This is a genomic window from Parasedimentitalea maritima (assembly GCF_005771405.1).
Lineage (GTDB): Bacteria > Pseudomonadota > Alphaproteobacteria > Rhodobacterales > Rhodobacteraceae > Parasedimentitalea > Parasedimentitalea maritima.
This window is the reverse complement of sequence record NZ_VAUA01000003.1, coordinates 466,073-490,744: the sequence shown is the minus strand read 5'-3', so window position 1 is coordinate 490,744 and position 24,672 is coordinate 466,073. Positions and strand designations below refer to the sequence as shown.

The 24,672-nt window shown below is 53.8% G+C and carries 20 protein-coding genes and 1 tRNA gene; 18 read left to right on the top strand and 3 right to left on the bottom strand.

Annotated elements, in window-relative coordinates:
* The first annotated feature begins 46 nt into the window (after window positions 1–46).
* From FEE96_RS08560 to FEE96_RS24095, 4 genes are all read left to right on the top strand, one after another.
* Window positions 47–123, top strand: a tRNA-Met gene (locus tag FEE96_RS08560).
* Window positions 124–215: 92 nt separating this feature from the next.
* Window positions 216–1,514 (top strand): site-specific integrase, encoded by a 1,299-nt coding sequence (locus tag FEE96_RS08555; RefSeq protein WP_138162594.1) that lies wholly within the window; start codon window positions 216–218, stop codon window positions 1,512–1,514.
* A gap of 147 nt (window positions 1,515–1,661) precedes the next feature.
* Window positions 1,662–1,823 carry an H-NS family nucleoid-associated regulatory protein gene (locus FEE96_RS24045; RefSeq protein ID WP_342770963.1) on the top strand — a complete coding sequence of 54 codons (162 nt, stop codon included), beginning with the start codon at window positions 1,662–1,664 and terminating at the stop codon, window positions 1,821–1,823.
* A gap of 9 nt (window positions 1,824–1,832) precedes the next feature.
* The gene (locus FEE96_RS24095; protein WP_425467304.1) at window positions 1,833–1,937 is read left to right on the top strand and encodes an H-NS family nucleoid-associated regulatory protein; all 105 of its coding nucleotides are present in this window, start codon (window positions 1,833–1,835) and stop codon (window positions 1,935–1,937) included.
* Window positions 1,938–4,603: 2,666 nt separating this feature from the next.
* Here FEE96_RS24095 and FEE96_RS08545 read toward each other — a convergent pair.
* Window positions 4,604–5,488 (bottom strand): LysR family transcriptional regulator, encoded by an 885-nt coding sequence (locus FEE96_RS08545; protein WP_245227104.1) that lies wholly within the window; start codon window positions 5,486–5,488, stop codon window positions 4,604–4,606.
* Window positions 5,489–5,603: 115 nt separating this feature from the next.
* Between FEE96_RS08545 and FEE96_RS08540 the strand changes: the two genes are divergently transcribed.
* From FEE96_RS08540 to FEE96_RS08515, 6 genes are all read left to right on the top strand, one after another.
* Entirely contained in the window at window positions 5,604–7,055 is a 1,452-nt protein-coding gene (locus tag FEE96_RS08540; protein ID WP_138162592.1) for an aldehyde dehydrogenase family protein, read from the top strand.
* Window positions 7,055–8,029: a membrane dipeptidase gene (locus tag FEE96_RS08535; RefSeq protein WP_138162591.1), complete on the top strand. Its 975-nt coding sequence runs from the start codon at window positions 7,055–7,057 to the stop codon at window positions 8,027–8,029. The genes FEE96_RS08540 and FEE96_RS08535 overlap by 1 nt, the downstream gene beginning before the upstream one ends.
* A gap of 4 nt (window positions 8,030–8,033) precedes the next feature.
* Window positions 8,034–9,722: a hypothetical protein gene (locus FEE96_RS08530; RefSeq protein ID WP_138162590.1), complete on the top strand. Its 1,689-nt coding sequence runs from the start codon at window positions 8,034–8,036 to the stop codon at window positions 9,720–9,722.
* Window positions 9,719–10,366, top strand: coding sequence for a DUF3726 domain-containing protein (locus tag FEE96_RS08525; protein WP_138162589.1), 648 nt, complete (start codon window positions 9,719–9,721; stop codon window positions 10,364–10,366). The genes FEE96_RS08530 and FEE96_RS08525 overlap by 4 nt, the downstream gene beginning before the upstream one ends.
* 12 nt (window positions 10,367–10,378) lie before the next feature.
* Window positions 10,379–11,389, top strand: a complete 1,011-nt coding sequence (locus tag FEE96_RS08520) for an Ldh family oxidoreductase (RefSeq protein ID WP_138162588.1) — start codon at window positions 10,379–10,381, stop codon at window positions 11,387–11,389.
* Between the two features lie 96 nt (window positions 11,390–11,485).
* Window positions 11,486–13,321 carry a BCCT family transporter gene (locus tag FEE96_RS08515; protein ID WP_138162587.1) on the top strand — a complete coding sequence of 612 codons (1,836 nt, stop codon included), beginning with the start codon at window positions 11,486–11,488 and terminating at the stop codon, window positions 13,319–13,321.
* A 90-nt stretch (window positions 13,322–13,411) separates the two neighbouring features.
* On the opposite strand, the gene FEE96_RS08510 is transcribed toward FEE96_RS08515, so the two are convergent.
* Complete coding sequence (locus FEE96_RS08510; protein WP_138162586.1) at window positions 13,412–14,038, bottom strand: TetR/AcrR family transcriptional regulator; 627 nt, start codon at window positions 14,036–14,038, stop codon at window positions 13,412–13,414.
* Window positions 14,039–14,201: 163 nt separating this feature from the next.
* Here FEE96_RS08510 and FEE96_RS08505 point away from each other — a divergent pair, with 163 nt between their 5' ends.
* The 4 genes from FEE96_RS08505 (at window position 14,202) to FEE96_RS08490 (ending at window position 20,205) form a co-directional block, all read left to right on the top strand.
* Entirely contained in the window at window positions 14,202–15,296 is a 1,095-nt protein-coding gene (locus FEE96_RS08505; protein WP_246079357.1) for an efflux RND transporter periplasmic adaptor subunit, read from the top strand.
* Window positions 15,293–18,421 carry an efflux RND transporter permease subunit gene (locus FEE96_RS08500; RefSeq protein ID WP_138162584.1) on the top strand — a complete coding sequence of 1,043 codons (3,129 nt, stop codon included), beginning with the start codon at window positions 15,293–15,295 and terminating at the stop codon, window positions 18,419–18,421. The genes FEE96_RS08505 and FEE96_RS08500 overlap by 4 nt, the downstream gene beginning before the upstream one ends.
* The gene (locus FEE96_RS08495; RefSeq protein WP_138162583.1) at window positions 18,418–18,840 is read left to right on the top strand and encodes a DUF2141 domain-containing protein; all 423 of its coding nucleotides are present in this window, start codon (window positions 18,418–18,420) and stop codon (window positions 18,838–18,840) included. Before FEE96_RS08500 ends, FEE96_RS08495 begins: the two co-directional genes overlap by 4 nt.
* 120 nt (window positions 18,841–18,960) lie before the next feature.
* A complete protein-coding gene (locus FEE96_RS08490) occupies window positions 18,961–20,205 on the top strand; it encodes a lytic murein transglycosylase (protein ID WP_138162582.1) in 1,245 nt (414 codons plus the stop codon).
* 11 nt (window positions 20,206–20,216) lie between these two features.
* Here FEE96_RS08490 and FEE96_RS08485 read toward each other — a convergent pair whose 3' ends face one another.
* Window positions 20,217–20,822 carry a LuxR C-terminal-related transcriptional regulator gene (locus tag FEE96_RS08485; RefSeq protein ID WP_246079355.1) on the bottom strand — a complete coding sequence of 202 codons (606 nt, stop codon included), beginning with the start codon at window positions 20,820–20,822 and terminating at the stop codon, window positions 20,217–20,219.
* Between the two features lie 119 nt (window positions 20,823–20,941).
* Here FEE96_RS08485 and FEE96_RS08480 point away from each other — a divergent pair, with 119 nt between their 5' ends.
* Genes FEE96_RS08480 through FEE96_RS08465 form a run of 4 tightly spaced genes read left to right on the top strand, consistent with a single transcriptional unit; the run spans window position 20,942 to window position 24,669 of the window.
* Window positions 20,942–22,138: a substrate-binding domain-containing protein gene (locus tag FEE96_RS08480; RefSeq protein ID WP_138162580.1), complete on the top strand. Its 1,197-nt coding sequence runs from the start codon at window positions 20,942–20,944 to the stop codon at window positions 22,136–22,138.
* A 60-nt stretch (window positions 22,139–22,198) separates the two neighbouring features.
* Window positions 22,199–22,966 (top strand): ABC transporter ATP-binding protein, encoded by a 768-nt coding sequence (locus FEE96_RS08475; protein WP_138162579.1) that lies wholly within the window; start codon window positions 22,199–22,201, stop codon window positions 22,964–22,966.
* The gene (locus tag FEE96_RS08470; RefSeq protein ID WP_138162578.1) at window positions 22,963–23,667 is read left to right on the top strand and encodes an ABC transporter ATP-binding protein; all 705 of its coding nucleotides are present in this window, start codon (window positions 22,963–22,965) and stop codon (window positions 23,665–23,667) included. The genes FEE96_RS08475 and FEE96_RS08470 overlap by 4 nt, the downstream gene beginning before the upstream one ends.
* Window positions 23,668–23,676: 9 nt before the next feature.
* The gene (locus FEE96_RS08465; RefSeq protein WP_138162577.1) at window positions 23,677–24,669 is read left to right on the top strand and encodes a branched-chain amino acid ABC transporter permease; all 993 of its coding nucleotides are present in this window, start codon (window positions 23,677–23,679) and stop codon (window positions 24,667–24,669) included.
* Window positions 24,670–24,672 lie beyond the last annotated feature (3 nt).

The window sequence follows — 24,672 nt, the reverse complement described above, 5'->3', positions numbered from 1 at the left end:
AAACGTCCTCAAGTAGCCCTCCGGGCGGTAGGACAACCAAAACTGTCGCGGGATGGAGCAGCCCGGTAGCTCGTCAGGCTCATAACCTGAAGGTCGTAGGTTCAAATCCTACTCCCGCAACCAACCTTCCACAGGATAACACTCTGAATAACATGCCCTTTCGGGCTCCTAAAAATCAGTGATTCCTTCTGAAAACCACCCATGTTAGCGTTATTATGTCTCGCACATTTATCGCACAAATTCGCACATGGTATTTTCTTACGGAAAGGCACTCAATTCTGGGTAACAAAGTGAAGCTCTACCGCCGTCAAAAGGGCGGGAACTGGCACTGCTACACCTTCCTCAAAGGCACAGAGTGGCGCAAGAGCACGAAGCAGAAGAACCTCGCGCTCGCCAAGGAGGTCGCTGAGGACTGGTACCTTGAGCTGCGCAACAAGGATCGCTTTGGCGAACTGGCACTTGGCACCAGTTTTGAGAAAGCCGCGAAAACATTTGAGCGCGAATATGAAGCAATCACCCAGGGGCGGCGCAGCCCCAAATGGGTGCAGGGCCACAAGAATCGTATTCGGCTTCACCTTCAGCCTCATTTTGGCAAAATGCCCGTCAAAGACATCTCTTCTGGTTCTTCCCAAGAATACCGTGTTTCTCGCATGTCCAAACCAGCAGATAGGAACGACGAGGAGAAGAAGTGGAAGCCACCGGCCCGCAACACCATCCACAATGAGATCGTGACGCTCAGCATGGTGCTGAAAACGACTCAGCGCCACGGTTGGATTGAAACCGTTCCAGATGTTTCTGATCCCTATCGCCGCCAAAGTAAGATCGAGCATCGCCCTTGGTTCACGCCGAAGGAATACAAACAGCTCTATGAGGCGACACGCCGAAACGCAGCGCACCCTAAAAGCACTCGCTTTCAATGGCATGCCCAACAATTGCACGACTTCGTGCTCTTCATGGTTAATACAGGGCTGTGCCCTGATGAAATCAAACAACTTGAGTTCCGAGATATTGAAGTCGTGGATGACGACTTTTCCGGAGATCGCATTCTAGAGATTGAAGTGCGCGGTAAGCGCGGCGTTGGTTATTGTAAGGGTATGCCTGGGGCGGTGCGCCCCTTTGAAAGGCTACTCACGCGGCAGCGCCCTGACTATATGGTTGAAGATCGGCTGGACGGCGACAGGCAGCCAAGACAGCGGGATCTTCTCTTTCCCAATGAATTCAAAAAAATGTTCAATGGCATTCTCGTGGAGAATGACCTTAAACTTGATCGACATGGCAAGGCCCGCACGGCCTATAGCTTGCGTCACAGCTATATCTGTTTCCGTCTGCTAGAAGGTGCAGACATTTATCAGGTCGCCAAAAACTGCCGCACCAGCGTCGAGATGATCGAAAAGCACTATGCCGCCCATCTCAAGGATTTGATCGATACGTCTCTTGTTGATGTCCGGAGAAGTCGCAGGAGCGGAGGGCGCGACGAGGTCAGTTCAATACCCGAGATTCATTCTGATGAGTAGAATGCAAGGAAGCGCGTTGAAACACAGGCTAGATTAGCCTTTCAAATTCTGCGAGTGTTCGCGAAGTTTTGCAATAGACGGAAAAACTATGTCTGAAATTGACCTCGACGGCCTTGAACTGGATGAGCTAAAAAGCTGCAAAAGGATGTGGCGAAAGCCATTACCAGTTTTGAAGCGCGCAAACTCAAAGAGGCACGCTCCACTGTAACCTCTGCTGCGCAGGAATTGGGGTATTCGCTGGAAGAGCTGGTCATCGGAAAGGCAAAGGGTGCTAAGTCCGTCGCTGCGCCGAAGTACCGTCATCCTTAGAATGCAGAGCTGACTTGGAGCGATCGTGGCCGTCAGCCAGCGTGGTTTAAGGAAGCCGTTGCTGGTGGTGCCACACCGGATGATCTAGAAATAGGCCAATGGGCCTTGCGATGAGGCCCTATTAGCTAAGGCCCATAGCAAGTGTGGCCCACAAAACGTGGAGCGGACTTTCGTGCGCCACGCGGCTAACGGCTCTTGTGAGCCCAAAGTACCAAATGCCGCGCTGTGCACGAATGTCCAGTTTTCCAGGCAAGGCCAAAAAACTGCCAAACTAAACGGGGTTTTGCCAAGGGTTTGTGGCACCGAAATATTCAGTGATTTCGGGGGCGCGCCGCCAGTGACAAAAACGACCGGTTTTGGCGCATGGATGATGTCATAGGGTTTTTGATATGCTACACACTTTGATCAGTTCGACGTGAAAACCCTCTAGACAAGCCGTAGGTTGGACGCTGTAAGCTCCGTGGTTCCGGGCTTCTTGTGTGTTGTTGGGTGATACTGCGGTCGGCGCACCCCTCCTGGGAGTCGAACCCAGACCGAGCATCCTCCTTTGGAAGAGAGACGTGCGCCGACCGCAACTACTAATCTAGCCAATTGCAACTGAGCGGGCAACTCGATTCGGAACCATCTCAACACCTCGGCGCGGAAGCTTCCAAATCACCTCCTGATTTCCCGCGACGACACTGACATGCTCCCATCTTGTTTTCCTGCCTCCCAACCTTTGCAGGTCTTTCGGCTCGAGGTTGTTCCCTTTCTTAATCCAATCAGATAGTTGCGCCACGCGTACCTGTTGCGGCACAAGCTTGCAGTAGAGATCGATCAATCTAATGCTGGTCCTTCGCCTTTGTGCTAGCCGTTCTCCAATGTCCCAGTCTATTGCGATTTTTAGAAGTTCAGCTGCTGCGCTAAGACCGCCAACTTCAACGAGGTCTAGGGCAGCGTTCTCGATCCAGTATGAGCGAATTGTCCCACCGCTGGCATTACTCAAAAATGAAAGATCGGCGGCGGCGGGCGGACTAGAAAGAGGTCGAAGTTCCGCCTTGGTCGGTGCCCAATCGTATCCGTGTAGGATCCATTCCGAAGGAAACTTCCACGTCGGACGCACTTTCAAGGTAGACGAGTCTGGTGAAACCATAGTTTGTCGGCCTTGCGAAAGCCGAATCTTCAGGCCACGGCCGAGACAACCAATAAAAACCTGGGGCCATTTCTATCAAAGATTGCACACGACGAGGCTTCTGACGCACACGCAGATAAGGAGCCAAGGCGGCCGGTGTGTCCCATTGCCGATGGGAAACGATCAGTCCGGCTGCTATGGTAACGAGGCCGCCAGATATAAATGATCTGCGTGACAAAGCTGACCAAATCAGGCGAGGATCATTATCCGCGCCGCCGGGACCAGGACCCCAAATGGAAATTCGTAGAAGGAAAAGGCTGACGAACGAGGCAGTGCCAACAGCGCTGTACTTGTAAATCGATTGGACCAGAGGCGACATGCCCGTGGGTCCGTAACCTGCAATCGCATACCCATACCCCATCCAGCAAGCCATAATTGAGAGCATCGCCATCACGAAGTACAAGCAACGAAATACCGCTGATGGCGCTACTCGCATTTCCTTTTCGACGAATCGAGCAGAAATAAAACTCAAGAGCGGTAGCTCCTGATCATTCTCTGTCCGTGCGTTGGTCTGCACAACTTGAAGCGTTTCGCGCAACGCCCAAACCGGCCAAAGGGCGACCCCAAGCGCGAATAGCCAGACCAACGGCACGCTCCATTTTGCTACTGCTATACTGAATGCTGGAAGCCCAAGTTCAGACCTTGTTTGATAGACACCTATCTCTCGACTAAGATTAGTAATCCGTTCAACTGCACGGTCATATGCTTCGATTTCGGAAGTGGAAGCATGGCTCGCAAACTCGATGACAAGCCGCTCGGGTTTCCGGTCTTCACACCAAGAGTCTTAAGCCTGTCCACGATTGATCTCAACCTCGGGCCCATCCTTATCCGCAGTGATCCGACGCCAGTAAAGGCCATTGGATTCGGATGCATTGCCCCGAACAATTAACCGCTGAACAAGGCGATCCCTCTTACCCTTTAGTTCATCCCGCTCAGTCTCAAGTTTGCTAACAGCTCGATAAAATGATCGGAACACTAAGTAATCTGGCAAAGCTACTGAGATCAGTACGCCAATGAGAGCCATGAATCCAAAGACCGCATTACGTGATTGAGGGCCCGCGCGTTCTCTTAATGAAACAACCCAATTTGTCATTGTCACCTCGATATAAACAATCAGCCCAACACTTGGGCAGCAAAAAACGAAAACTGAACCAATACAAAAAGGCCGCCGTGCAAAATTCGACGAGAGCCTTTCGCTACGACACTAGCACAACAGTTTGGAACTCACCTACTCCGCAAAGGGCCTCACTTAACCGCGCACCAACTTAGGAAGGTGTAACAGGCAAAACCCATACGTTTTTGTCACCGGCAGAAACGACCGTATTTGACCAAGGGGCATTGACCCGGGGTTATTGACGCACTTCGTAGTGGGGTGCCATCATGTGTGGCGCCAGCATTGGGGCAGCGTTGTTATTCGCGCGTGATGTCATGACCACGAAAACCAAGAATATCACAATGCCAGAGAATACTTTAAAAATGGCAACATATGCTGAGAAATGGCGTTTAAAAGTTGAGCGCGACTTGGAATGACTGTGGGACCTGTTTCCGGGATCTGCTTCGGGCGATAGAAGTTCGTCGGTCAGTGAAGGGAGTACTCACCCAAGTTACATTACCTTTTCGGCGAACCGGCACTCAGATTTGTTTCCCAATTTGTAGAGAGAATGACGTCCTTCAACTTCTCAGAATACTCCTGAAACGGAGATTTTTCTCGCAAGAGAAGGTTGACCTGACGCCGGGATGTTAGGTCTGAGATCTCTCTGAAGATCAGGTCCGAGGGGGCTATATGCAATACAGCTTTGGGCAGGATGGTAACCCAGCGATCAGAGCGTACCATTGAAATGAGAGATAGGGTGTTTCTGGCCGATAAACTGGCGCGAGCTGTCATTTCCTGAAAGCTTTGTGACGTGATTGATAGGCACAAATCATTCCTGATGAACTGATCAGAGATCACATCGACCAACGTTATTGGGCCTTTCTTGTGTGCGAGCGGATGGCGTGGCGAGCAAATGAGCCCGAAACGATCCGAGAACAGCTTTGTTTGCTGAATCCCATTTAAGGCGTGATCATTGGAGGCAATGCCGATATCCGCTTTTCCTCGGCTAAGCGCATCAATGACCTGTTGGGTGTCCGTGTCTTGCAGCTCAATTCTGGTTCCCGGACAGACAACACGAAATTTCTCGACCATTGAAGGGAAGACAAGCCCTGCGACGGACGGAACCGATGCCACGCGTACAAGCCCTTGCGGCGATACTGCTGCGGTCTGAATGGCCTTGATAGTGTCATCGAACTGGCGCAGCTCGGTGCGCGCCAGTTCGAAGATCTGAAGGCCAACGGGCGTTAGTTGGCTTTTCCTGTCGCTAACAAATAGCCGCTGATTTAGGTGATCTTCTAGCTGTTTGAGCTTCATTGAAATTGCAGGCTGGGTTCGCCCCAATCGGATGGCGGCATCCGCCAGATTTCCAGCCTCAGCTACTGCACTGAAACAACGCAACATTTCAATCTTGATTGCCATGACTTCAGACTTCCTGAAATTAAATTAAGTTATTTAAATTTGACTGATATCAACCCGCAGGTCCATTCTTTTCCCAATTCAATATGTGGGAAAGCTGATGTCCGAGACTAAACTGAACCTGATTGCTGGAAACTGGGCTGCAGGCGAGAGCGAAGCTGAAAATCGCAATCCTTCTGATCTGAGCGATCTCGTGGGTATGTTCGCCCAGGCAAGCACACAACAGCTACAAGATACTCTGGATCAGGCGCAGGTCGCGCAGCTGGAATGGGCGGCTTATGGTTTAGAGCGCAAGCAATCGGTGTTGATGAACATCGGCAACGAGTTGATGGCGCGTTCGGAAGAGCTGGGAGCCCTGCTAAGCCGGGAAGAGGGTAAACCTTTGGCCGAGGGCAAAGGCGAAGTATACCGTGCAGGGCAGTTCTTTACATATTACGCCGCTGAATGCCTGCGTCAGCTTGGTGAGAATGCAGATTCGGTGCGCGCTGGTGTTGAAATCGACGTGCGCCGAGAAGCGGTGGGGGTTGTGGCCATCATCTCCCCATGGAACTTTCCCACCGCCACCGCTTCGTGGAAAATTGCTCCAGCTCTTTGTTATGGTAACGCTGTTGTTTGGAAGCCCGCCAATATCACACCGGCATCGGCTGTGGCGCTTGCGGAAATCATTGCCAAACAGGATATTCCCAAAGGGCTGTTCAGCCTCGTGATGGGGTCTGGCCGCTCGATTGGTCAACAGTTGGTCGAAAGCCCCAAGGTAAACGCGATTTCGTTTACCGGATCGGTTCCTGTGGGCAAGGGCATTGCCACAGCAGCAATCCAGAACCTGACCAAGGTACAGATGGAAATGGGATCCAAAAACGCCTTGGCGGTGATGGATGATGCGGACTTGGATCTGGCTGTCTCACTTGCCCTTGGCGGTGCGTTTGGCGGCACCGGCCAGAAATGCACCGCTTCCTCCCGGCTTGTGGTCCACCATGCGGTGCATGATAGTTTTGTAGAAAAACTGGTTGCCGGCACCAAAGCAATGAAAGTGGGCCACGCGCTGGAGGCTGGAACCCAGATGGGGCCGGTCGTTAGCCAACAGCAACTTGATGAAAACCTAGCCTACGTTGATTTGGGGCTTTCCGAGGGAGCAGAGCTGGCCTGTGGGGGCGCCCGGTTGGAGATGCCACATGATGGGTTTTACATGTCACCCGGAGTGTTCCTGAACACCACCAACGACATGCGTATCAACCGTGAGGAAATGTTTGCGCCTCTAACCTCGGTGATCAAAGTGGGCAGCTACGACGAGGCTCTGAGCGTGGTCAACGATACCAAATTTGGCCTGACATCAGGAATAGTGACGCAAAGCCTTGCCCGTTCCACACATTTTCGCCGTCATGCACGGACAGGCGTTGTGACAGTCAACCTGCCAACTGCTGGCACTGATTATCACGTGCCATTTGGCGGTCGCGGTGACAGTTCGTACGGACCGCGTGAACAAGGTAAGTCAGCTGCGGAATTCTACACCACCGTCAAAACTGCCTATATCAGCGCAGGAACACCAAGCTGATGCGGATAGACGGCCTGCAATATGCCAACTGGTCCGAAAAGATCTTTCGGCAATTGCGGGAGGGCAATGTGGATGCGGTGCATGTCACCATCGCTTACCACGAGAATTTCCGGGAAACGGTGCTGAACTTTGAAAAGTGGAACCGCTGGTTTGAACAATATCCAGATCTGATCATGAAGGGCCTGTGGGCCAGTGACGTCGACAAGGCTCGTGAAACCGGGCGCACTGCTATTTTCTTTGGGTTTCAGAATCCCAGCCCAATGGAAGATGACATTGGGTTAGTCGAAATTCTGCACTCACTGGGTGCCCGCTTTATGCAGCTGACTTATAACAATCAATCATTGCTGGCGTCTGGATGCTACGAGAGCGAAGACACCGGCATTACCCGTATGGGGCGGCAGGTCATCAAAGAGATGAACCGTGTTGGTCTTGTGATCGACATGAGCCACTCCGCCGATCGGTCGACTATCCAAGCGGCCGATCTATCCGGGCGCCCAATCGCCATCACTCACGCGAACCCGTATGATTGGGCGCCGGCCTTGCGCAACAAAAAAGACGATGTGATCCGCGCTGTGACAGAAAACGGCGGCATGTTTGGGTTTTCCATCTACCCTCATCATTTGAAACATAAATCCAACTGCACCCTGCAAGATTTCTGCGAAATGATCGCCCGTTGCGCCGATCGGTTTGGCGTCGAGCATTTGGGCATTGGCAGTGACCTGTGTCAGGACCAGCCTGATACTGTAGTGGAGTGGATGCGCGTTGGCCGATGGACCAAGGACATCGACTATGGAGAGGGGTCGGCCGATAAGCCCGGGTTCCCCGATATGCCCGATTGGTTTCGCAACAACCGCGATTTTAGCAACCTAGAAAATGGGTTGCGCGAGGTCGGGATGTCTGGCGCTGAAGTTTCGGCGGTTCTTGGCGACAACTGGCATCGTTTCTTTGCCACCAATTTCACGCCGCAGGTTTGAACGGATGACAGGCTCCCTGCGCCCTTCGCTCCGTGATCCAAGACAGGTCATGCGGCTATCGCGGCTGGGATCGCTTCATCAATGCCGTCTTAGCTTTATGCGGATCCTGACCCGGCGGATGGCTGATGAGGCCTGGGAGTTTTCCCGCCCCATATTCAATATTGCAGCGGATGGCACAGGACACGCGGTTTATTGCGCCAACGGGCCGGATCGCACCTACTCCCTTGTTGCCTTTGCCCACGATCTACCGTCGGAAATGCGTTCTGACAGGGTCATAGCAGAGGCTTGGGACGCAACGTTTACACTGTTTGACGGTATTCCGACGGCTGATGATATAGAGCGACTGTCAAAGAATGTTCCGCTGCAGGAAGCTGGACGCATTCGTGAAAGCGAGCTGTCGCTGTCGCGCGCCAACCGGTCGGTCCGCCTGTGGAAACATGTGGTCGAAGCGCTTGCCAGTGGTCGCCAACCCGAAGCCGAGCAACTGGCCAATGTCGGCTACTTGATGCGGACCACCGCCGTGTATGGTTCAGGAAAATTCGGCGCTGCAGACCGCGAGGTGATTGCAGATCGACCTGAGTTTTCCGCACCATTCCAGGCCGAAATGCTCTCGGTTTTTCTGACCCGAGCCTTTGTGCGTGACCTGATTGAACATGCTGCCCAAACCAAAGGCGGCGAGACTGCAGCACGGTTAGATGCAGGGGCAGCGCGGCAGCTTGGTATTGGCAATTCAACGGGCCTTGGCATGGCACCGTTTATCGTGAACCATCCGATGTTGTTCAACAACTGGATCATGGCGCGCGAAGAAGCCCTGTTACGTGTGCGACAAGTTCAACGTGCGACGGACGCAGAGGTTGCCCAATTCAAAGAAATGTTGAAACGGAGTTCTCGGTCCGTGTCACAGTGGCAATCTGACCACCCGCTGCAAGTCAAAAAACTCAACACCCTTCGCACCGATCTGGACGCAGTGTTCAGCCATGTTGCAAAGCACGACCTGTCAACAGAACACCCCTGGGATCAGCTTGTTCTCTGGTCTGAGGCCCACCTGAGCGAAGAGGGGCAGGAATTGGTGAGCTCCGTTGTGATGGAACCCTATGGCCATCTCGTTGATGAATTGTCGAATAGTCTGTCTGATTGCAACTCAGATGCGTTCCTGATCGATGGCGATATGACTGTTGGCACCCTGAAAGAGCTGATCCAGAAATGCTTTGGCTGGGCGTTGGAACTCGATTGGGCCGCCCCTGAGAATTGCGCACAGGCCTGGTATGTTTCGGCCGAAAAACTGGAGCCCCGGATCGGATCCCGGTTTAAGGAGCCCATCGCGGAGTATGAACAACCGCTGGCCCCAGCAAGGGACGCGGTGCAAGCCTATGAGGAACTGAGAAAATGGGATCACGATAAAAAGATCTCAGATTTCCTGCTACGTCACCCAGAACATCGCCACACGATCAGACGCAGCCAGATCAGCGCCAGCGCGCCCTATAGCGAAATCCAGGACAATACCATCGGCGAAGATATCCTGCCGATTGACATGCTGCGTGCCAAACTCTCTTTCTTTGGGGCTACCCACTTTGACCCACGCTCGGACCGGTGGGTTCGGATTTGTATGTTCCAGGGGGCACCATACCCCAATGAACTGACCCGGGACAACGCGGACCACTGGGTTTATCCCAATCTGGAGGGCGCTGAATGAGCTACTCTCTGAACGAAGTGGAAGCCCATAGTAAACGGGCCGCCCGTGGCGCTGGGCTGGGCTGGGGACTAGCCGAAGAGGCTGCCAAGGCAACGCGCTGGATGTGTGCTCAAAACATTGATGGCTGCCGTGTACTAACAGGTGTTCTTGAAGCGCACCAAGATTCTGCCTGCAATCTACAGCCGCCAATATTCCTGGTCGGAGAATGGCGCGCTGAAGCTGGCAGGCTGTGTCCACTATACGTCGGTGCTTCGTTGTCGGACTGTGCAACTCTGGTTGGTTCAAATGGGGTCAGGATCCGCGAACTGTCTCACCCACTGTTCATCCTTCCGTTTGTGGCTGCAGCGGCGCGCAAGGTTAAAACCAACCTGCAGGTACGCTTGCCGGGCGCAACGATGACGACAAATGGAAAGACTGTTGATCTAGCGGCTTCAACGGAGGCTGCCTTCTATGTCGAACAGGTTGAGCAGGTGGAAATCACTGTGGCACCGCCGCTTACTAAAGACGCGAACCAGATTGGCCGTGCCAGACCCTGCAGTCAGGACTGGGAGAAACTCAATTCATTTGCCGCTCTGACCTATGCCCCGGCAACTGAAGCATCACGGCGACTGGGGGCAGGGGCTGGACAATCCGACAATGACTGATTTGGAGAACCTATGATTGAGACCCGAACACTCAGCCTTGCTGACATCGAAGACCTGTCCTTTGCTGCGCTTGTGGCTGCTGGAACCTCTCCTGAGAATGCCCGGCCCTTGGCTGTCGCTACGGCGGCAACAGAAGCCGATGGCGTTGCCAGCCACGGGTTGGCCTATATCCCGATCTATGCAGAACATGTGCTGTGTGGAAAAGTCGATGGTCAGGCTGTTCCCAAACTTGAGGTTCCCAGACCTGGCGTGATCACGGTAGATGCGGCAACTGGGTTTGCTCACTCTGCGATCGACACAGGGTTTGAACAGCTGATCCCGCTTGCCCGCCAACAGGGCGTCGCAGCACTGTCGATCCACAACTCCTATAATTGCGGAGTACTGGGATACCACACCCATCGGCTGGCCGAGGCGGGTCTTGTTGGACTTGGGTTCACCAATGCTCCGGCCTCTATTGCGCCATCTGGGGGATACAAGCCGGTAGTTGGGACCAATCCATTTTCGATCGCCGCGCCGGGAATTGATGGAAAACCGGCGATATTGATCGACCAGAGTGCTAGCACTATCGCCAAGAGTGAGGTGATGAAACATGCGCGCGAAGGGAAACCCATACCAGTTGGCTGGGCATTAGATGGTGACGGCAATCCGACCACAGACCCGAATGTTGGCTTAAAGGGATCGATGGCACCTTCCGGCGGGTACAAGGGGGTCGGAGTTGCAGTGTTGGTTGAATTGATGGCTGCCGCACTTAGCGGCGCCACTTTGGGCATCAATGCCTCGCCATTTTCAGGGACCGCTGGTGGACCACCCAAAACAGGACAGTTCTTTTTGGCAATTGATCCCGCTGCAACGTCCCGAGATCTGTTTGCGGCTCGCATCGCAGAGTTGGCCAACTCTGTTCATGAACAGGAGGGTGCGCATTTGCCGGGCGACGGGCGCAGCAAAAAACGCGCTTTGGCGCAGACACAGGGCGTTGCGGTCAACACCGCAACCCTTGCCCGGATCGAGCAACTGCTCGGTTAAGGGAATACCTGCCGGGGGAGGCAGGTAAATTGGACAGGCCAACATAAGGCCTGTTCCAAATGCTCGAATGAGCCAACAGTGGAAGGGAGAGTTCCAATGTCAATCAAGCCTCCATTTACGGAGCTGGAAATTAAGAAAGCGGGGGCTGGATTCTATGAAGGATACAGTCTGCCGATCGCACTTATCAGCAAGATCACAATGGCCTTGCTGGTTATCTGGGCTCTCGTATGGCCAGCCAATGCTAACAACACTCTGGGGTCGTTAAACGGGCGCATCCTGAACGATTTCAATACGTTTTATATCGTGATCGTTGGGGCATTTGCCTTCTTTCTGTTTGTTGTAGCAGCCCTGCCGCAAACCGGGAAACGCGTCATGGGACGCGAAGGAGAAGCGCCGGAGTTCTCTAACTTTTCATGGTTTTCGATGATGTTCGGGGCTGGTTTGGGTGTTGGGTTGATGGTTTTCGCCACCGCTGAACCAATGGGGCTTTGGGGGTCAAACCCAGTGGTCGTTTCAGGTGAGGTCGCAGGCAACTCTGTAGAGGCTTTGCAATCGGGGTATCGCTACACCTTTCTTCACTACGGCATCCATGCCTGGGCGATCTATGTCGTCACTGGTCTGGCGCTGGCCTATTATGCCTATACACGGGATATGCCACTGACCATCAGATCCGCTCTGACGCCACTGTTTGGCAAATATGTGAATGGCATCTTTGGTCACATCGTTGATGTTTTGGGGGTTGTTGCGACGATCCTTGGCGTATCGGTAACCATTGGATTTGGCGTCAGCCAGTTCATTGATGGGCTTTATGCCATCACTGGTATGGACTGGATGATGGATATGACCGGCGACGCACCGGCACCCGGCACAGTGGGACTTGTCACTGGTTTGGTTGTCATCATGGGACTGTCAATCATTTCGGCGGTTTCCGGGGTGGGGCGTGGGGTGAAATACCTGTCGAACCTGAATCTGGTGCTGTCGATTATCCTATTGCTGACTTTTGTCGTGTTCGGATCCTTCCTGTTTGCAATGACCACCTACGCCACGGCTCTGGTGGACTACATCCTGAATTTTGTCTCGCTGAGCTTTGGTGCCTATGGTCCGCAATCTGCGGATGCCTTTGCCGCGGCATTGCCCGAAGCTGCCAAGCCTCTGTCGGGGGATCTGATGGCAGGCGCAACCAACGCTTGGGGATCGTTTGACGGGTTTAAGTCTGGGCTTGAAGGCGCAGCTGCGGAACTGCCAGAGGCAACTTTGGCCGCGGTGTACGAAGCTGGTAACGCGGGGCGCCAATTCGGATGGCAATCTGGGTGGACCACGTTCTACTGGGCCTGGTGGATCGCGTTCTCACCTTTCGTTGGCCTGTTCCTTGCCCGCATTTCCAAGGGTCGTTCAGTTCGGGAATTCATTGTCGGCTGTGTCTTTGCACCAACGTTGGTTTGCTTCGCATGGATGGCAATTCTGGGCGGTACGGCTATTGATCTGGAACTGACCGGTGGCGCAGATGGGGTCATCATCGGGGCGTCTAGCACCGCCAAGCTGTTTGTGACCTTGAGCGAGATGTTATCAGGCAGCTTCCTGTCGATGATCACCATCATGTGTGTGGTCCTGATCCTGACGTTCCTGGTGACGTCGGCTGACTCGGGCATTCTGGTGATGAACACCATCATGTCGGGCGGCGAGCAGGAAACGGGTGTCAAACATCGCATCGTCTGGGGCGTCATCCTGACACTGGTGATTGGCACCCTGTTGATTGCAGGCAAGATCAATGGCGGTGAAGACGCCATGAAGGCGTTGAAGAGCGCCATGATCATCGGGGCCCTACCTTTCACGATGGTGATGGGGCTGATGTGTGTGTCGCTGGCTAAGGCGCTGTATCGCGACGGGTTGCGTGATAAACACAATGAAACGGCTGCTGCACCTGCCGAGTAACCATATTAACCGAGCGGGCTGTTGTGGCCCGCTCGCGCAGACAGGTCGCGCCTAAACATCCTTTGTTGACTGCTGCGAGGAATTTCTTGGCTAAACAGCTGTATCTGGTGGCAACACTGCGGCTGAGATAAAGTCCCTTACACCGCCCAAAATCTTGCGCATTGGAACGCCACTCAACATGCTTCGGGCGGCACTTCCTTCGATTAGCTCAAGTATTAACTGAGCAGTATCAGAGGGATCTGATAGGGGGCGCAGATCGCCGTCAGCGGCGCCACGGCTCAGAACACTTGTCAGACTCGAAGTCAGCAGGTCTCTGTTTTCCAGGAATAAATCAGCGATATCCGGCTTGCGGATTGCTTCGCTGGTTATTTCGATACTCAGTATCACATTCTCTGGCGCCGCGAGGTGTTTTGCATAAGCCGTGACAAACTTGTCCAAGACTTTTGGGGCAGGGGAGGTCTTCGCCAGGATTTTTAGAAATGGGGCTAGTTCGTCGCGTTCAAGTCCAGCGATCTCCACAAGAACGTCATGCTTGCTGGGGAAGTGATTGTAGAGATTTCCCAAGCTCACTCCCGCGCGGGTGGCAATGTCACGAACTCCGGTCTGGTGATAGCCGTTTTCCAGAAAACACATCACGGCTGCTTCAAGAATTTTGCGTCGCCTTTTTGCAAGTGCCTTGTTTCGTTTGCTCTCTGGTGCGTCTTCTTGGCCCGACATTTTTCTGCCTTATACTTGAACGAACGATCGTTCACTGTATATAGAAATTCACGCACTGCCGCAAGTGGTGCTTTGGTTTGAATGATCGCTGGAAGGAATTGAAATGGCCGACAAACCCACACAAGTTAGAGCTTCGAAAACGTGGCGGTGGGTTTGGTTTTTTGTGTCTTTGACATTTCTGGCCACTGTTCTGGTCATATTGTCCGAAGCAGAAAACACAGCAGATGTATCTAGAACTGAGCCTCCGCGAGCTGCTCCGGTTGTGACCGTTCATGAGATCGGTTTCAAAGAGGTCAATGCTACGATTTCGGCTTACGCAGAGTTACGTCCGCACTGGGATGCGGACATCCGGAGTGCCGTATCCGGGCGGATCCTGGAAGTATACGACGAAGCCTTAGCAGGTGCGCGTGTTCAAAAGGGCGCGCGTTTGTTTTCGATCGAAAAAACTCAGTTTCAAACCACAGTGGCATCTGCTGAACTGAGCCTTGAAGATGCCAGGTTGGCGTTATTGCGCGCTCAAAACAGCATGGCCGTTGCCCTACGCCAGTTTGAGAGAGATGGCACCAAGCCGCCAACCGACCTTGCCATTCATTTGCCTCAGGTGCGTATTGCAGAACGTACCGTGGCCTCCGCAAAGGCCCAATTGCAGGCGGCGCAGCGAGAGCTTGAAAATACCGAGATTACCGCCCCGTTCTCTGGCTTTGTCACAAAGCGTTCGGCCAGCCTTGGGCAAACGGTCAATGCGGGGGAAACTCTGGTGCACTTATCGGATGACCGCCAGTTCGAGTTGATGGTGGAATTGAGCCAGGCCGACTGGGAATTACTTGATCATCCTATCGCAGGAAAAACGGCTGAGGTTTTTCATCGCGATGGGCGCCTACTTGGGCAGGCACGCATACGGCAAGGGGGAGGATTTTTGGATAAAGCTACCCGCCAAGTGCGCGTGTTTCTGGAAATCCGCAATCCGAGCGAAGCAATGTTGGCAGGTGACTTTTTGAAAGTTGTATTCCACGGGCGGAGCATTTCGAACACATTGGCCATACCCGAAGCCGCTCTTTCAAGGGCCGGTTATGTCTGGATGGTGGACAGAAAGAACCAACTGCGCCGTTTCAGACCGGACATCCTGTTTCGCACTGAAAATACAATTTCTGTATTTTCTCCGCAGGGATCAGGCCCCTGGAACATCGTCAAAACACCTCTTGCTTCGTTCCTGCCCGGCCAACGGGTGACCCCACAAAGGGTGAGGGTTGAGCTATGAAGTCACTTGCCTCTTGGTTCATCCGCAACCCCGTTGCCGCAAACTTGCTAATGGCATTGATATTGTTTCTTGGTGTGCAGACGATGTTCTCAATCCGTATCGAAGGGTTTCCACGTATTCCCCCGGAAAGCGTGGAAATTTCCGTCGTCTTTCCGGATGCCACCGTCGAGCAGGTTGATGAGTTGGTGACCCGGAAAGTCGAACAAGCGCTAGAGGGGGTGGAAGGTGTCCGCAGCATTTCCGCACAGTCGAGCAATGGAGTGAGTTCGATTTCCGTACGCCGCGCAGGTGGGGTAAGACTGCAAACGGTTTTGGATCGGGTTCGCATCCGGATTGATGGGATGACTGATCTGCCAGCGACGGCGCGTCGGCCCGTGATCGAGGCCTCAGGATATGACTTTCCAGCGCTCTATGTGAACCTGCATGGGGATGCTGATCCGGCGACCCTGCAGACTTTGGCTCAACGGCTAAAAGAGGAACTGTTGGCGCAACCTGAATTGTCTCGACTGAATATCTGGGGGTTAATCCCGCGCGAGTTGCGAATTGAGGTGGATCCACAAAGGCTACGCCAATACGGGCTAACCATCGCTGATGTTTCCACCGCAATTCAGGCGAATTCACTGACATTTCAGGCTGGCCAGTTGCACACCGAAGGTGGCACCGTTTTTCTGCGCGCAGATGACAGGGCGCGTTATGCCCCCGAATATGCGGCGCTGCCGATCATTGAACGGGCCGACGGCTCTTATGTCCCTTTGGCAGACCTGGCCACTATAGAGGATGGCTTTCTAGATGGTGACTTTCTGTTTCGATTGAACGGAAATCCGACTGTCGGCATGGAGATTTTGATTGGGCAAAAGGAAAATTTGCTGGAAATCAGCGACGTGGTGCGAGAGGTCATCGAAGACTTCAAGGCACAGCTGCCGCCATCCATCGAAGCAGAGGTTTGGGGCGATAGTGCCGGTTACATTTCGGATCGCTTGGCATTGCTTAAGTCCAACGGGGTGCAGGGACTGCTGTTGGTCACCCTGATATTGGCGGTGTTTCTAAATCTGCGGCTTGCATTTTGGGTGGCGATGGGGATCCCGATTTCGGTTATGGGAGCGATGGCTGTCGCAGGTTCAAAATGGGTGGACTACTCGCTCAACGATGTCACAACGTTTGGCCTGATCATCGCTTTGGGCATCTTGGTGGACGACGCAGTTGTTGTCGGCGAAAGCGTATTCGAAGAGCGAAAGAAGGTAAAAGACCCTGTGGAGGGAACTGAGCGCGGGGTGGAGCGCGTTGCTGTCGCCACTGTGTTTGGTGTGCTGACAACGATCGCCGCATTCTTCCCGATGCTGTTGATGGATAATCCACTGGGCAGAGTCCTGGCCAGCTTTGCAGGCATCGTGATCTCGGCACTCATTTTTTCATTGATTGAAAGCAAACTCATTTTACCGGCACATCTGGCCCAATTTCCGATGGACGGGAAACGCCGCTACATGGTGACCCGCCTGTGGGGGCGGGTTCAGGATGCAGCCCGTGGCGGTCTGTTCTGGTTTCGCGATCGCGTTTATCAGCCAATTCTTGTTGTTTCTATCGCGCATCGATACGCGGTGCTGATCCTGTTCATTGCTGCGGGCACGTTGGGGTTGGGTCTGATGGGGTTGGGCAAGGTTAAAACAGTGTTTTTCCCTGATGTTCCGGGACAGATTATCACAGTGAACCTTGAAATGGATGCGCGCGCGCCGTTTGCCCTGACAAAGGCCAATGTGGACAGGATCGAAAAACTTGGCCGGGAGCTGAATGCAGAGATTGCAGAACGCGAAGGTATGGAAAAGCCACCGATCAGGACCTTTTTCACCCTGATCAGCAGTGCAGGCAGTGCCCAGCTTTACGCCGAGATGGTGCCGGTGGCTGAACGACCCGAGGTGGCAATTTTGGACGTGGTGACAGCCTGGCGAGACCGGGTGGGGCAGGTCGAAGGTGCAACAGAACTCGAATTTTCCGGGTCGGATGAGCTGGCTGGTGGGTTCCAGATCCGTCTGATGTCGAAAGATCCGGATTTGCTTGCCCAAGCGAGTATCGAGATGCGCAGGTTTCTGGATGAAATCGACGGTGTAACGAATATTCGGGATGGCTTGGTGGGGGGGCAGCCAGAGTTGAAACTGCGCCTGCGCACGGATGCCCGCAATCTTGGCTTCACAGCAGAAACCCTGGCAAACCAGATTGGCTATGGCTTTGGCGGTGCTGAAGTGACCCGGGTCCATCGTGATGGGGCCGAGGTGCGTGTTGTTGTGCAGAACGCGCGCACTGCGCGCGATACAATTGACGACCTGATGCAAACCCATCTGCGAAGCTCAACCGGTGCATGGGTGCCGTTGCAGACCGTTGCGGACATTGAAGGCAGTTATGTCGCGGGGGTGATCTTTCGACGCGATGGGCAGCGTGTGAACACTGTGGCCGCAACCATTGACCGCGGGGTGGTGGCCCCGGAAGAAGTTGGACAGGCCGTATTTGAACAGTTGGTGCCGCAACTTTCCTCAAAATACCCAAGCGTCAAAGTTGTGGGAGCGGGGGAGCTGGAGGAAATCGGGGAAATAAAGGGCAATCTGATTGATGCGCTGATCCTGGCCGCGGTTCTGATCTATATTCTTATGGCAGTCCCATTAAAGAGCTATTGGCAGCCGGTAATCATCCTGGCGATCGTGCCCTTTGGTTTTATTGCGGCTGCGGTTGGGCACTTGATCACGGGAGTGACATTATCGCTGTTTTCCTTCTTTGGGATGCTGGCGCTGACGGGTGTTGTGGTGAACGACAGTCTGGTCATGATTACCCGTTACAATCAGGCGCGTGAAGACGGGGAGACCGTGTCCGATGCATTGAAAGATGCGGGTTTGGGGCGGTTTCAGGCCATTTTTCTGACTACAGCCACAACCGTGATCGGGCTAATGCCATTGCTCATGGAGACCTCTGAACAGGCGCAATACCTTATTCCAGCAGCAGTTTCGCTGGTCTTCGGCGAGTTGTTCGGAACTGCGTTGATGCTGATCCTTGTACCGGTGCTGATTGCAATAACCGAAGACCTGTTTGCCCTGTTTCGCCCCAACATTTTCTCCTCAAAAGTTCAAAGGAAACCCATATGAAAACTCGTTTGCTCCCATTTCCTTTAGCGGCCTTTCTGACCTTATCTGCACCAGCGTTTTCTGAGGGCATCCAATTGACCATCGAAGGCGTGCGCAACAATAGAGGGAATGTTCTGGTTCTCGTGTTCGATAACGCCAAAGACTATGAGACACTCAACTATTGGAACGCCGTGGGTTATGCTGAAATATCGGCGCAGACGGGTATAGTGCGTCATAATTTCTCTGCGTTGAATGAAGGTCCCTATGCTGTTTTTCTGTTTCATGATGAAAACGGCGACGAAGATCTGAACACGCGCGGCAACCATTTGTTAGAGGGGGTAGGTGGGTCAGGTGCACCAAACCGCGAGGATGACCCGAACTTTAGCCAGGCCTCGGTGTTGCCGGGCAAAGTCACCGTAGGTGTGCATTACGATAAATAGCCTCTGGGCCTGTTCCGTCTCTACATTGGGATTGTTCCAGTTCATTTGATATCGAGCCCTTGCACCCTGTGGATGAAATGAACATCTTGAACACTAGGATTTGCAGAAAGGAATTTTGGTATGCGCGTCACACGGAGGTGGGTTGCCGCCACAGGGCTGGCAGCAGTAATGGCCGGGTGCACGGCAGGATCTGTAACCGGGCCAAGCAACGCTCGCACAACTGATCCTGATCTACGCCCACAGCCAAATTCTGGCTATGACGCATGGGTTGCCGCCTTTCGCAACCGGGCCATGCAACAGGGCATTTCGCAGGCGACCCTGAACGCAGGGTTTCGCAATGCCGGTTTTCTGCCCGGAGTGGTCAAGCGCGACCGCAACCAAACTGAGTTCTCGCGTACGCTTGAGGACTATCTTGCCATTGTCGCATCGCCGGAAAAGGTGGCTGCAGGGCGGTCAAATTACCGCCAACGCGCGGCACTGCTGGGGGAGATCGAAACGCGCTATGGTGTGCCAACATCGGTGATTGCTGCGATCTGGGGGATGGAAAGCAATTACGGAACCCGTCGCGGTGACATTTCGGTAATCTCAGCAACGTCAACCCTAGCCTATGACGGTCGGCGCGGCGCCTTCTTTGAAAAGCAACTGATTGAATCGCTGCGGATCTTGCAGAAGGGTGATGTTGCTGCGTCTGGATTGGTCGGCAGCTGGGCTGGCGCGATGGGGCATACGCAGTTCATTCCCACAACCTATGCGGCCTATGCTGTTGATTTTCGCGGTGATGGACGCCGGGATATCTGGTCTGACGATCCCACAGATGGTCTGGCATCCGCTGCCGCATACCTAAAGGCGTCAGGTTGGCAACGTGGCAAACCCTGGGGCCAGGAGGTGCGCCTGCCATCAGGATTTAACACCGCGCTTGCCGGGCGCGACAAACGACGTGCCGTTTCAGAATGGTCAGCGCTGGGCGTCAAAACTGTCACCGGTGGATCTGTGCCAGATCATGGTGCAGCGGCCTTGTTGCTGCCCTCTGGCCCCAGTGGCCCGGCATTTCTGGCCTTTCGCAACTTCAATGTCATTTTGCGCTATAACAATTCCGAGAATTACGGCATCGGCGTTGGCTATTTGTCGGATCGTATTGTCGGGGCGGGACCATTGTCCGCCAGTTTCCCTCCAGATCGCTACGGGTTGACGATTGACGACCGCCGCCGATTGCAGAAACAGTTGACCGCTGCAGGATTTGATACTGGGGGCACCGATGGGGTTATTGGCCCTAAAAGCGAAGCTGCAATCCGGTCCTATCAGACCAGCCGTGGCCTCCCGGTAACGGGTGCACCATCGCGCGAGTTGCTGGCAATGCTTGGCTAGATTACAAGCGGCTATTTGATGTTACTTCGCGTGACCACGTCGCTACCGCTAAGCCCACCCAGCGCCTGAAACAAGGCGCTGGTGTTGCCGACACCAAACTTCTTCAGCAAGTTGGCCCGGTAGACTTCAACTGTCCGATAAGACAGTTCAAGTTTCCGGGCAATTTCCTTGCTGGTCATTCCGTCCATCAGAAAAGAAACTATTTCCCGCTCACGGCGTGTCAGCGCCACATAGGGACGAACGTCTGATAGGTCGGCAAAGCTCCAGACTGCACGCATTAAAGGTTCATCCGGGGTAAAGGAGTGACCACGAACACGACACCAGAACAGGGTGCCGTCCTTTCGGGCCATGACCCGTTCATCCCAATAAGTATTTGATGTCTGCAGTTCTTCGACACCCCGGTCACGAATGTTCAGGAACTCTGTTTCGCTCGGGTAAAGTACTGAAAATAATTTGTTTCTCAGTTCATCTGTGTCGTAGTCAAACATCTCGGCGAAGGCGTTGTTATAAGTTCGGATCGTACGGTTTTCAGTCACAACAAGACCAACTGGCGCAAACTGAAAGGCCAGTTCGGCAAGGTCTCCGCTGCCAAAGCAATCATCTATACGTAGTTCCACGATGTTGATTTGTCCCCCAAGACACTGAACCATGCAGTCAGCAATATTATTGAACAATATGACGGCAGGACTGACAGGCGCAATGCCCTAACAGCCTGTACATTTAGGGAGAAACCATCATGAAACCGGTGTTCCGAATGATCGGATCGACCATTGCAGCTATCGCCGTCAGCGGTGCGGCTTATGCAGCGGACCCGATCAAAATTGCCCTCGTACACGGCATCTCAGGCTCGACCTACGAGGTGTTCTCGAAGCAGACACACACTGGCTTTCAGATGGGACTGGAATACGCCACCGGTGGAACGATGGAAGTTGCCGGTCGTCCGCTAGAGATCATCATCAAGGACACGCAGTTCAAACCCGACGTGGCCCGCGCAGCATTGGCCGAGGCTTACGGTGATGATGAGGTCCTGATTGCGGTTGGTGGCACGTCTTCTGGCGTTACCAAGGGCATGTTGCCCATTGCTGAGGAATATGAGCGCATCTTGCTGATCGAACCGGCAGTTGCAGACAGTCTGACCGGCGAAGACAGCAACCGGTATGTGTTCAAAACCTCGCGCAACAGCTCGATGGACATGCAGGCGCAGGCGCTGGCCCTGGCGCCGGATGAGAACCTGTTTGTTGCAACTCTGGCAGAAGACTACGCCTTTGGCCGTGACGGGATCAGCGCATTCAAAGCAGCACTTGATGGCTCTGGTGCCACAATCGTCACCGAAGAATATGTGCCGCAGAAAACCACGGACTTCACCGCAGCAACCGAGCGGATGTTTAATGCGCTCAAGGACAAACCAGGCCGCAAAGTCATTCTGATTTATGTTGCGGGTGGTGGTGATCCGATGGGCAAAATTCAGGCAATGGAGCCTGCGCGCTATGACATCAGCATTTCCACTGGTGGTCACATTCTGCCGGTCCTGCCGACCTACAAGCGGGTGCCCGGCATGGAAGGCGCGATTTATTACTACTATGAAATTCCCCGCAACGAGATCAATGATTGGTTGGTCAAAGAGCACCAAGCCCGTTTTGACAGCCCCCCCGATTTCTTCACTGCGGGCGGTATGGCAGCGGCTTTGGCTATCGTGAAAGGGTTGGAAACAGCTGAAAGCATCGACACCGAAAGCCTGATTGCAGCGATGGAAGGTATGTCTTGGGAAACGCCAAAGGGAACGATGACCTTCCGTCCCGAAGATCACCAAGCCCTGCAGGACATGTACCACTTCAAAATCCGCGTGGATGACGAGGTAGATTGGGCAATCCCTGATCTTGTCCGCGAAATCAGCGCTGACGAACTGAAAATCCCATTGGGTCGCACCAATTAATCCACCATTTTCCCCGGCCTTCAAACTGGGCCGGGGACGTTACCTACTTGGACTATTTTCATGACCCAGCCTTCGCTTGTCACAAAAGATCTGACCATCCGGTTTGGCGGCCACCTGGCGGTAAATCAGGTGAACTGTGAATTTCTCCCCGGTGAATTGACCGTCATTGTCGGGCCAAATGGCGCTGGTAAAACCACCTTCTTCAACCTGATCTCAGGCCAGCTCGCAGCCAGCAGCGGGAAGGTTGTGAAAGACGGGGTTGAGATTACAAAGATGTCACCTTCGACCCGTGCCCGTCACGGCATTGGCCGGGCTTTTCAGCTGACCAATCTTTTCCCGCAGCTCAGTGTGCTGGAAAACATCCGTTTGGCGGTGCAGGCGCGTTCGGGGGATGGTTGGCGACTGTTCAAACCCGTCTCCAGCTACAAAGAATTGACCGCCCGTGCGGAAAGATACCTCGAAGCTACCAAGCTGACCGACGTCGCCTTTTTGCCCGCTTCTGCACTGCCGCACGGTGACCAACGAAAGCTGGAGGTCGCCTTGCTGATGGCGATGGAGCCGGACATCTATATGTTTGATGAACCCACCGCGGGCATGTCACTGGATCACACGCCTGATGTGCTGGAACTGATTGCCGAGATCAAGCACGACAAGAGCAAAACCGTTCTGCTGGTTGAACACAAAATGGACGTTGTGCGCGCTTTGGCAGATCGAATTATCGTGCTTCACAATGGCGAGCTGCTGGCCGATGGCGCACCGGATGAGGTCATGAGCAGCCAGATTGTTCGCGATGTCTATCTGGGCAAATCGGGGGAGGCTGCAGCATGACCCTTCTGACTTTGAACGCGATGCAAACCAATATCGAACAATATGCTGTTTTGCATGATGTCACCTTAACCGTGCCCGAAGGGGGCGTGTTTGTGTTGTTGGGGCGCAATGGCGCGGGCAAGACCACCACGCTGCGCTCAATCATGGGGCTGTGGAGGCCATCCCCCGGTTCAGTCACGTTTCGTGGCGAAGATATATCCGCCTTGCACACCGCCGAGGTTGCCCGCAAAGGGATCGCCTACGTACCGGAAAACATGGGGGTGTTTGGCGGCCTAACGATCGAAGAAAATCTAATATTGGCCACCAAAACCGGCAAATTCGACACAGCCCGACTAAATCGCATTTACGACCTCTTCCCAGCCCTGAAAACATTCTGGGGCAAACAGGCCTGGTCCTTGTCCGGTGGGCAAAAGCAGATGCTGGCCGTGGCCCGTGCCATCATTGAACCTCGCGATCTGATCCTGATTGATGAGCCGACCAAGGGGCTGGCCCCTTCCATAATTGACGCCATGGCGGATGCCTTTCGCGAGATATCAGAAACCACAACAATTCTGCTGGTCGAACAAAATTTTCACTTTGCAAAATCACTGGGTCGGGACATGGCCGTCATCGATGACGGGCGGATCGCGCATACCGGATCCATGGCTGATTTTGCAGCAGACAAGGCGTTGCAGGATCAACTGCTGAGCCTGTCGGCATAAGGACTTAAAATGAAAAACCTGACACAGATTTTAGCTAGGATGGGCGGGGTCAACCTGTTGCCGGTTGCGGTCGCAGCCGTGGCTTTTGTTTTGATTGGCGTCCCGTCGTCCTGGGTGACGCTGACCGTTGCTGGATTGGCGATGGGGATGATGATCTTCCTGATGGCCTCTGGCTTGTCGCTGGTGTTTGGCCTGATGGATGTGTTGAACTTTGGTCATTCGGCTTTTGTTAGTCTTGGTGCTTTTGTTGCTGCCAGCGTTTTGACATGGCTGGCCGGTTGGCTGGGGGCCGATAGTATTTTCCTGAATGTGATGGCGCTGTTTTTGGCTCTCACTGCCGCGCTGATCGTCGGGCTGGCCGGGGGGTGGTTTTTTGAAACGGTCATCATCCGCCCGGTTTACAAGGATCACTTACGCCAAATCCTGATTACCATGGGTGCGCTAATCGTGGCCGAGCAGTTGATCCTTGCGGTCTGGGGCGGCACACCAATGGCCGTACCTCGCCCTCAATTTCTTGAAGGTGCAATTATTCTTGGCGACGTGTCGATCGAGATCTACCGGATCTTTGCATTCCTGTTGGGACTGGCAGTTTATGTCGCGCTTTACCTCACCCTGAACCGCACCCGCATAGGGCTGTTGATCCGCGCTGGTGTTGAAAATCGCGAGATGGTTGAAGCATTGGGCTTTCGCATCGACCGGCTGTTCATTGGCGTTTTTATGCTGGGATCGGCACTGGCAACACTCGGTGGCGCCATGTGGGCCGGCTACGAAACACTGATCTCGCCGTCCCTTGGGGCCGAGATGATGATTGTGGTGTTTATCGTGGTGATCATTGGCGGGCTGGGGTCGATCGAAGGCACCTTACTAGGCGCCATCATGGTTGGGCTGGTGGGAAACTATGTCGGGTTTCTGATGCCCAAAATGGCGCTGGCCTCGAACATGATCCTGATGATGGCAATTCTTATGTGGCGCCCCAGTGGTCTGCGCCCTGCTGTGAAGTGAGAG

Excerpts from the sequence above, each read along its gene's own strand:
- FEE96_RS08555 (WP_138162594.1), top strand. The coding sequence starts at position 216 with ATGTCTCGCACATTTATCGCACAAATTCGCACATGGTATTTTCTTACG.
- FEE96_RS08545 (WP_245227104.1), bottom strand. The coding sequence starts at position 5,488 with ATGTTGCGTTGTTTCAGTGCAGTAGCTGAGGCTGGAAATCTGGCGGAT.
- FEE96_RS08540 (WP_138162592.1), top strand. The coding sequence starts at position 5,604 with ATGTCCGAGACTAAACTGAACCTGATTGCTGGAAACTGGGCTGCAGGC.
- FEE96_RS08535 (WP_138162591.1), top strand. The coding sequence starts at position 7,055 with ATGCGGATAGACGGCCTGCAATATGCCAACTGGTCCGAAAAGATCTTT.
- FEE96_RS08530 (WP_138162590.1), top strand. The coding sequence starts at position 8,034 with ATGACAGGCTCCCTGCGCCCTTCGCTCCGTGATCCAAGACAGGTCATG.
- FEE96_RS08525 (WP_138162589.1), top strand. The coding sequence starts at position 9,719 with ATGAGCTACTCTCTGAACGAAGTGGAAGCCCATAGTAAACGGGCCGCC.
- FEE96_RS08520 (WP_138162588.1), top strand. The coding sequence starts at position 10,379 with ATGATTGAGACCCGAACACTCAGCCTTGCTGACATCGAAGACCTGTCC.
- FEE96_RS08515 (WP_138162587.1), top strand. The coding sequence starts at position 11,486 with ATGTCAATCAAGCCTCCATTTACGGAGCTGGAAATTAAGAAAGCGGGG.
- FEE96_RS08510 (WP_138162586.1), bottom strand. The coding sequence starts at position 14,038 with ATGTCGGGCCAAGAAGACGCACCAGAGAGCAAACGAAACAAGGCACTT.
- FEE96_RS08500 (WP_138162584.1), top strand. The coding sequence starts at position 15,293 with ATGAAGTCACTTGCCTCTTGGTTCATCCGCAACCCCGTTGCCGCAAAC.
- FEE96_RS08495 (WP_138162583.1), top strand. The coding sequence starts at position 18,418 with ATGAAAACTCGTTTGCTCCCATTTCCTTTAGCGGCCTTTCTGACCTTA.
- FEE96_RS08490 (WP_138162582.1), top strand. The coding sequence starts at position 18,961 with ATGCGCGTCACACGGAGGTGGGTTGCCGCCACAGGGCTGGCAGCAGTA.
- FEE96_RS08480 (WP_138162580.1), top strand. The coding sequence starts at position 20,942 with ATGAAACCGGTGTTCCGAATGATCGGATCGACCATTGCAGCTATCGCC.
- FEE96_RS08475 (WP_138162579.1), top strand. The coding sequence starts at position 22,199 with ATGACCCAGCCTTCGCTTGTCACAAAAGATCTGACCATCCGGTTTGGC.
- FEE96_RS08470 (WP_138162578.1), top strand. The coding sequence starts at position 22,963 with ATGACCCTTCTGACTTTGAACGCGATGCAAACCAATATCGAACAATAT.
- FEE96_RS08465 (WP_138162577.1), top strand. The coding sequence starts at position 23,677 with ATGAAAAACCTGACACAGATTTTAGCTAGGATGGGCGGGGTCAACCTG.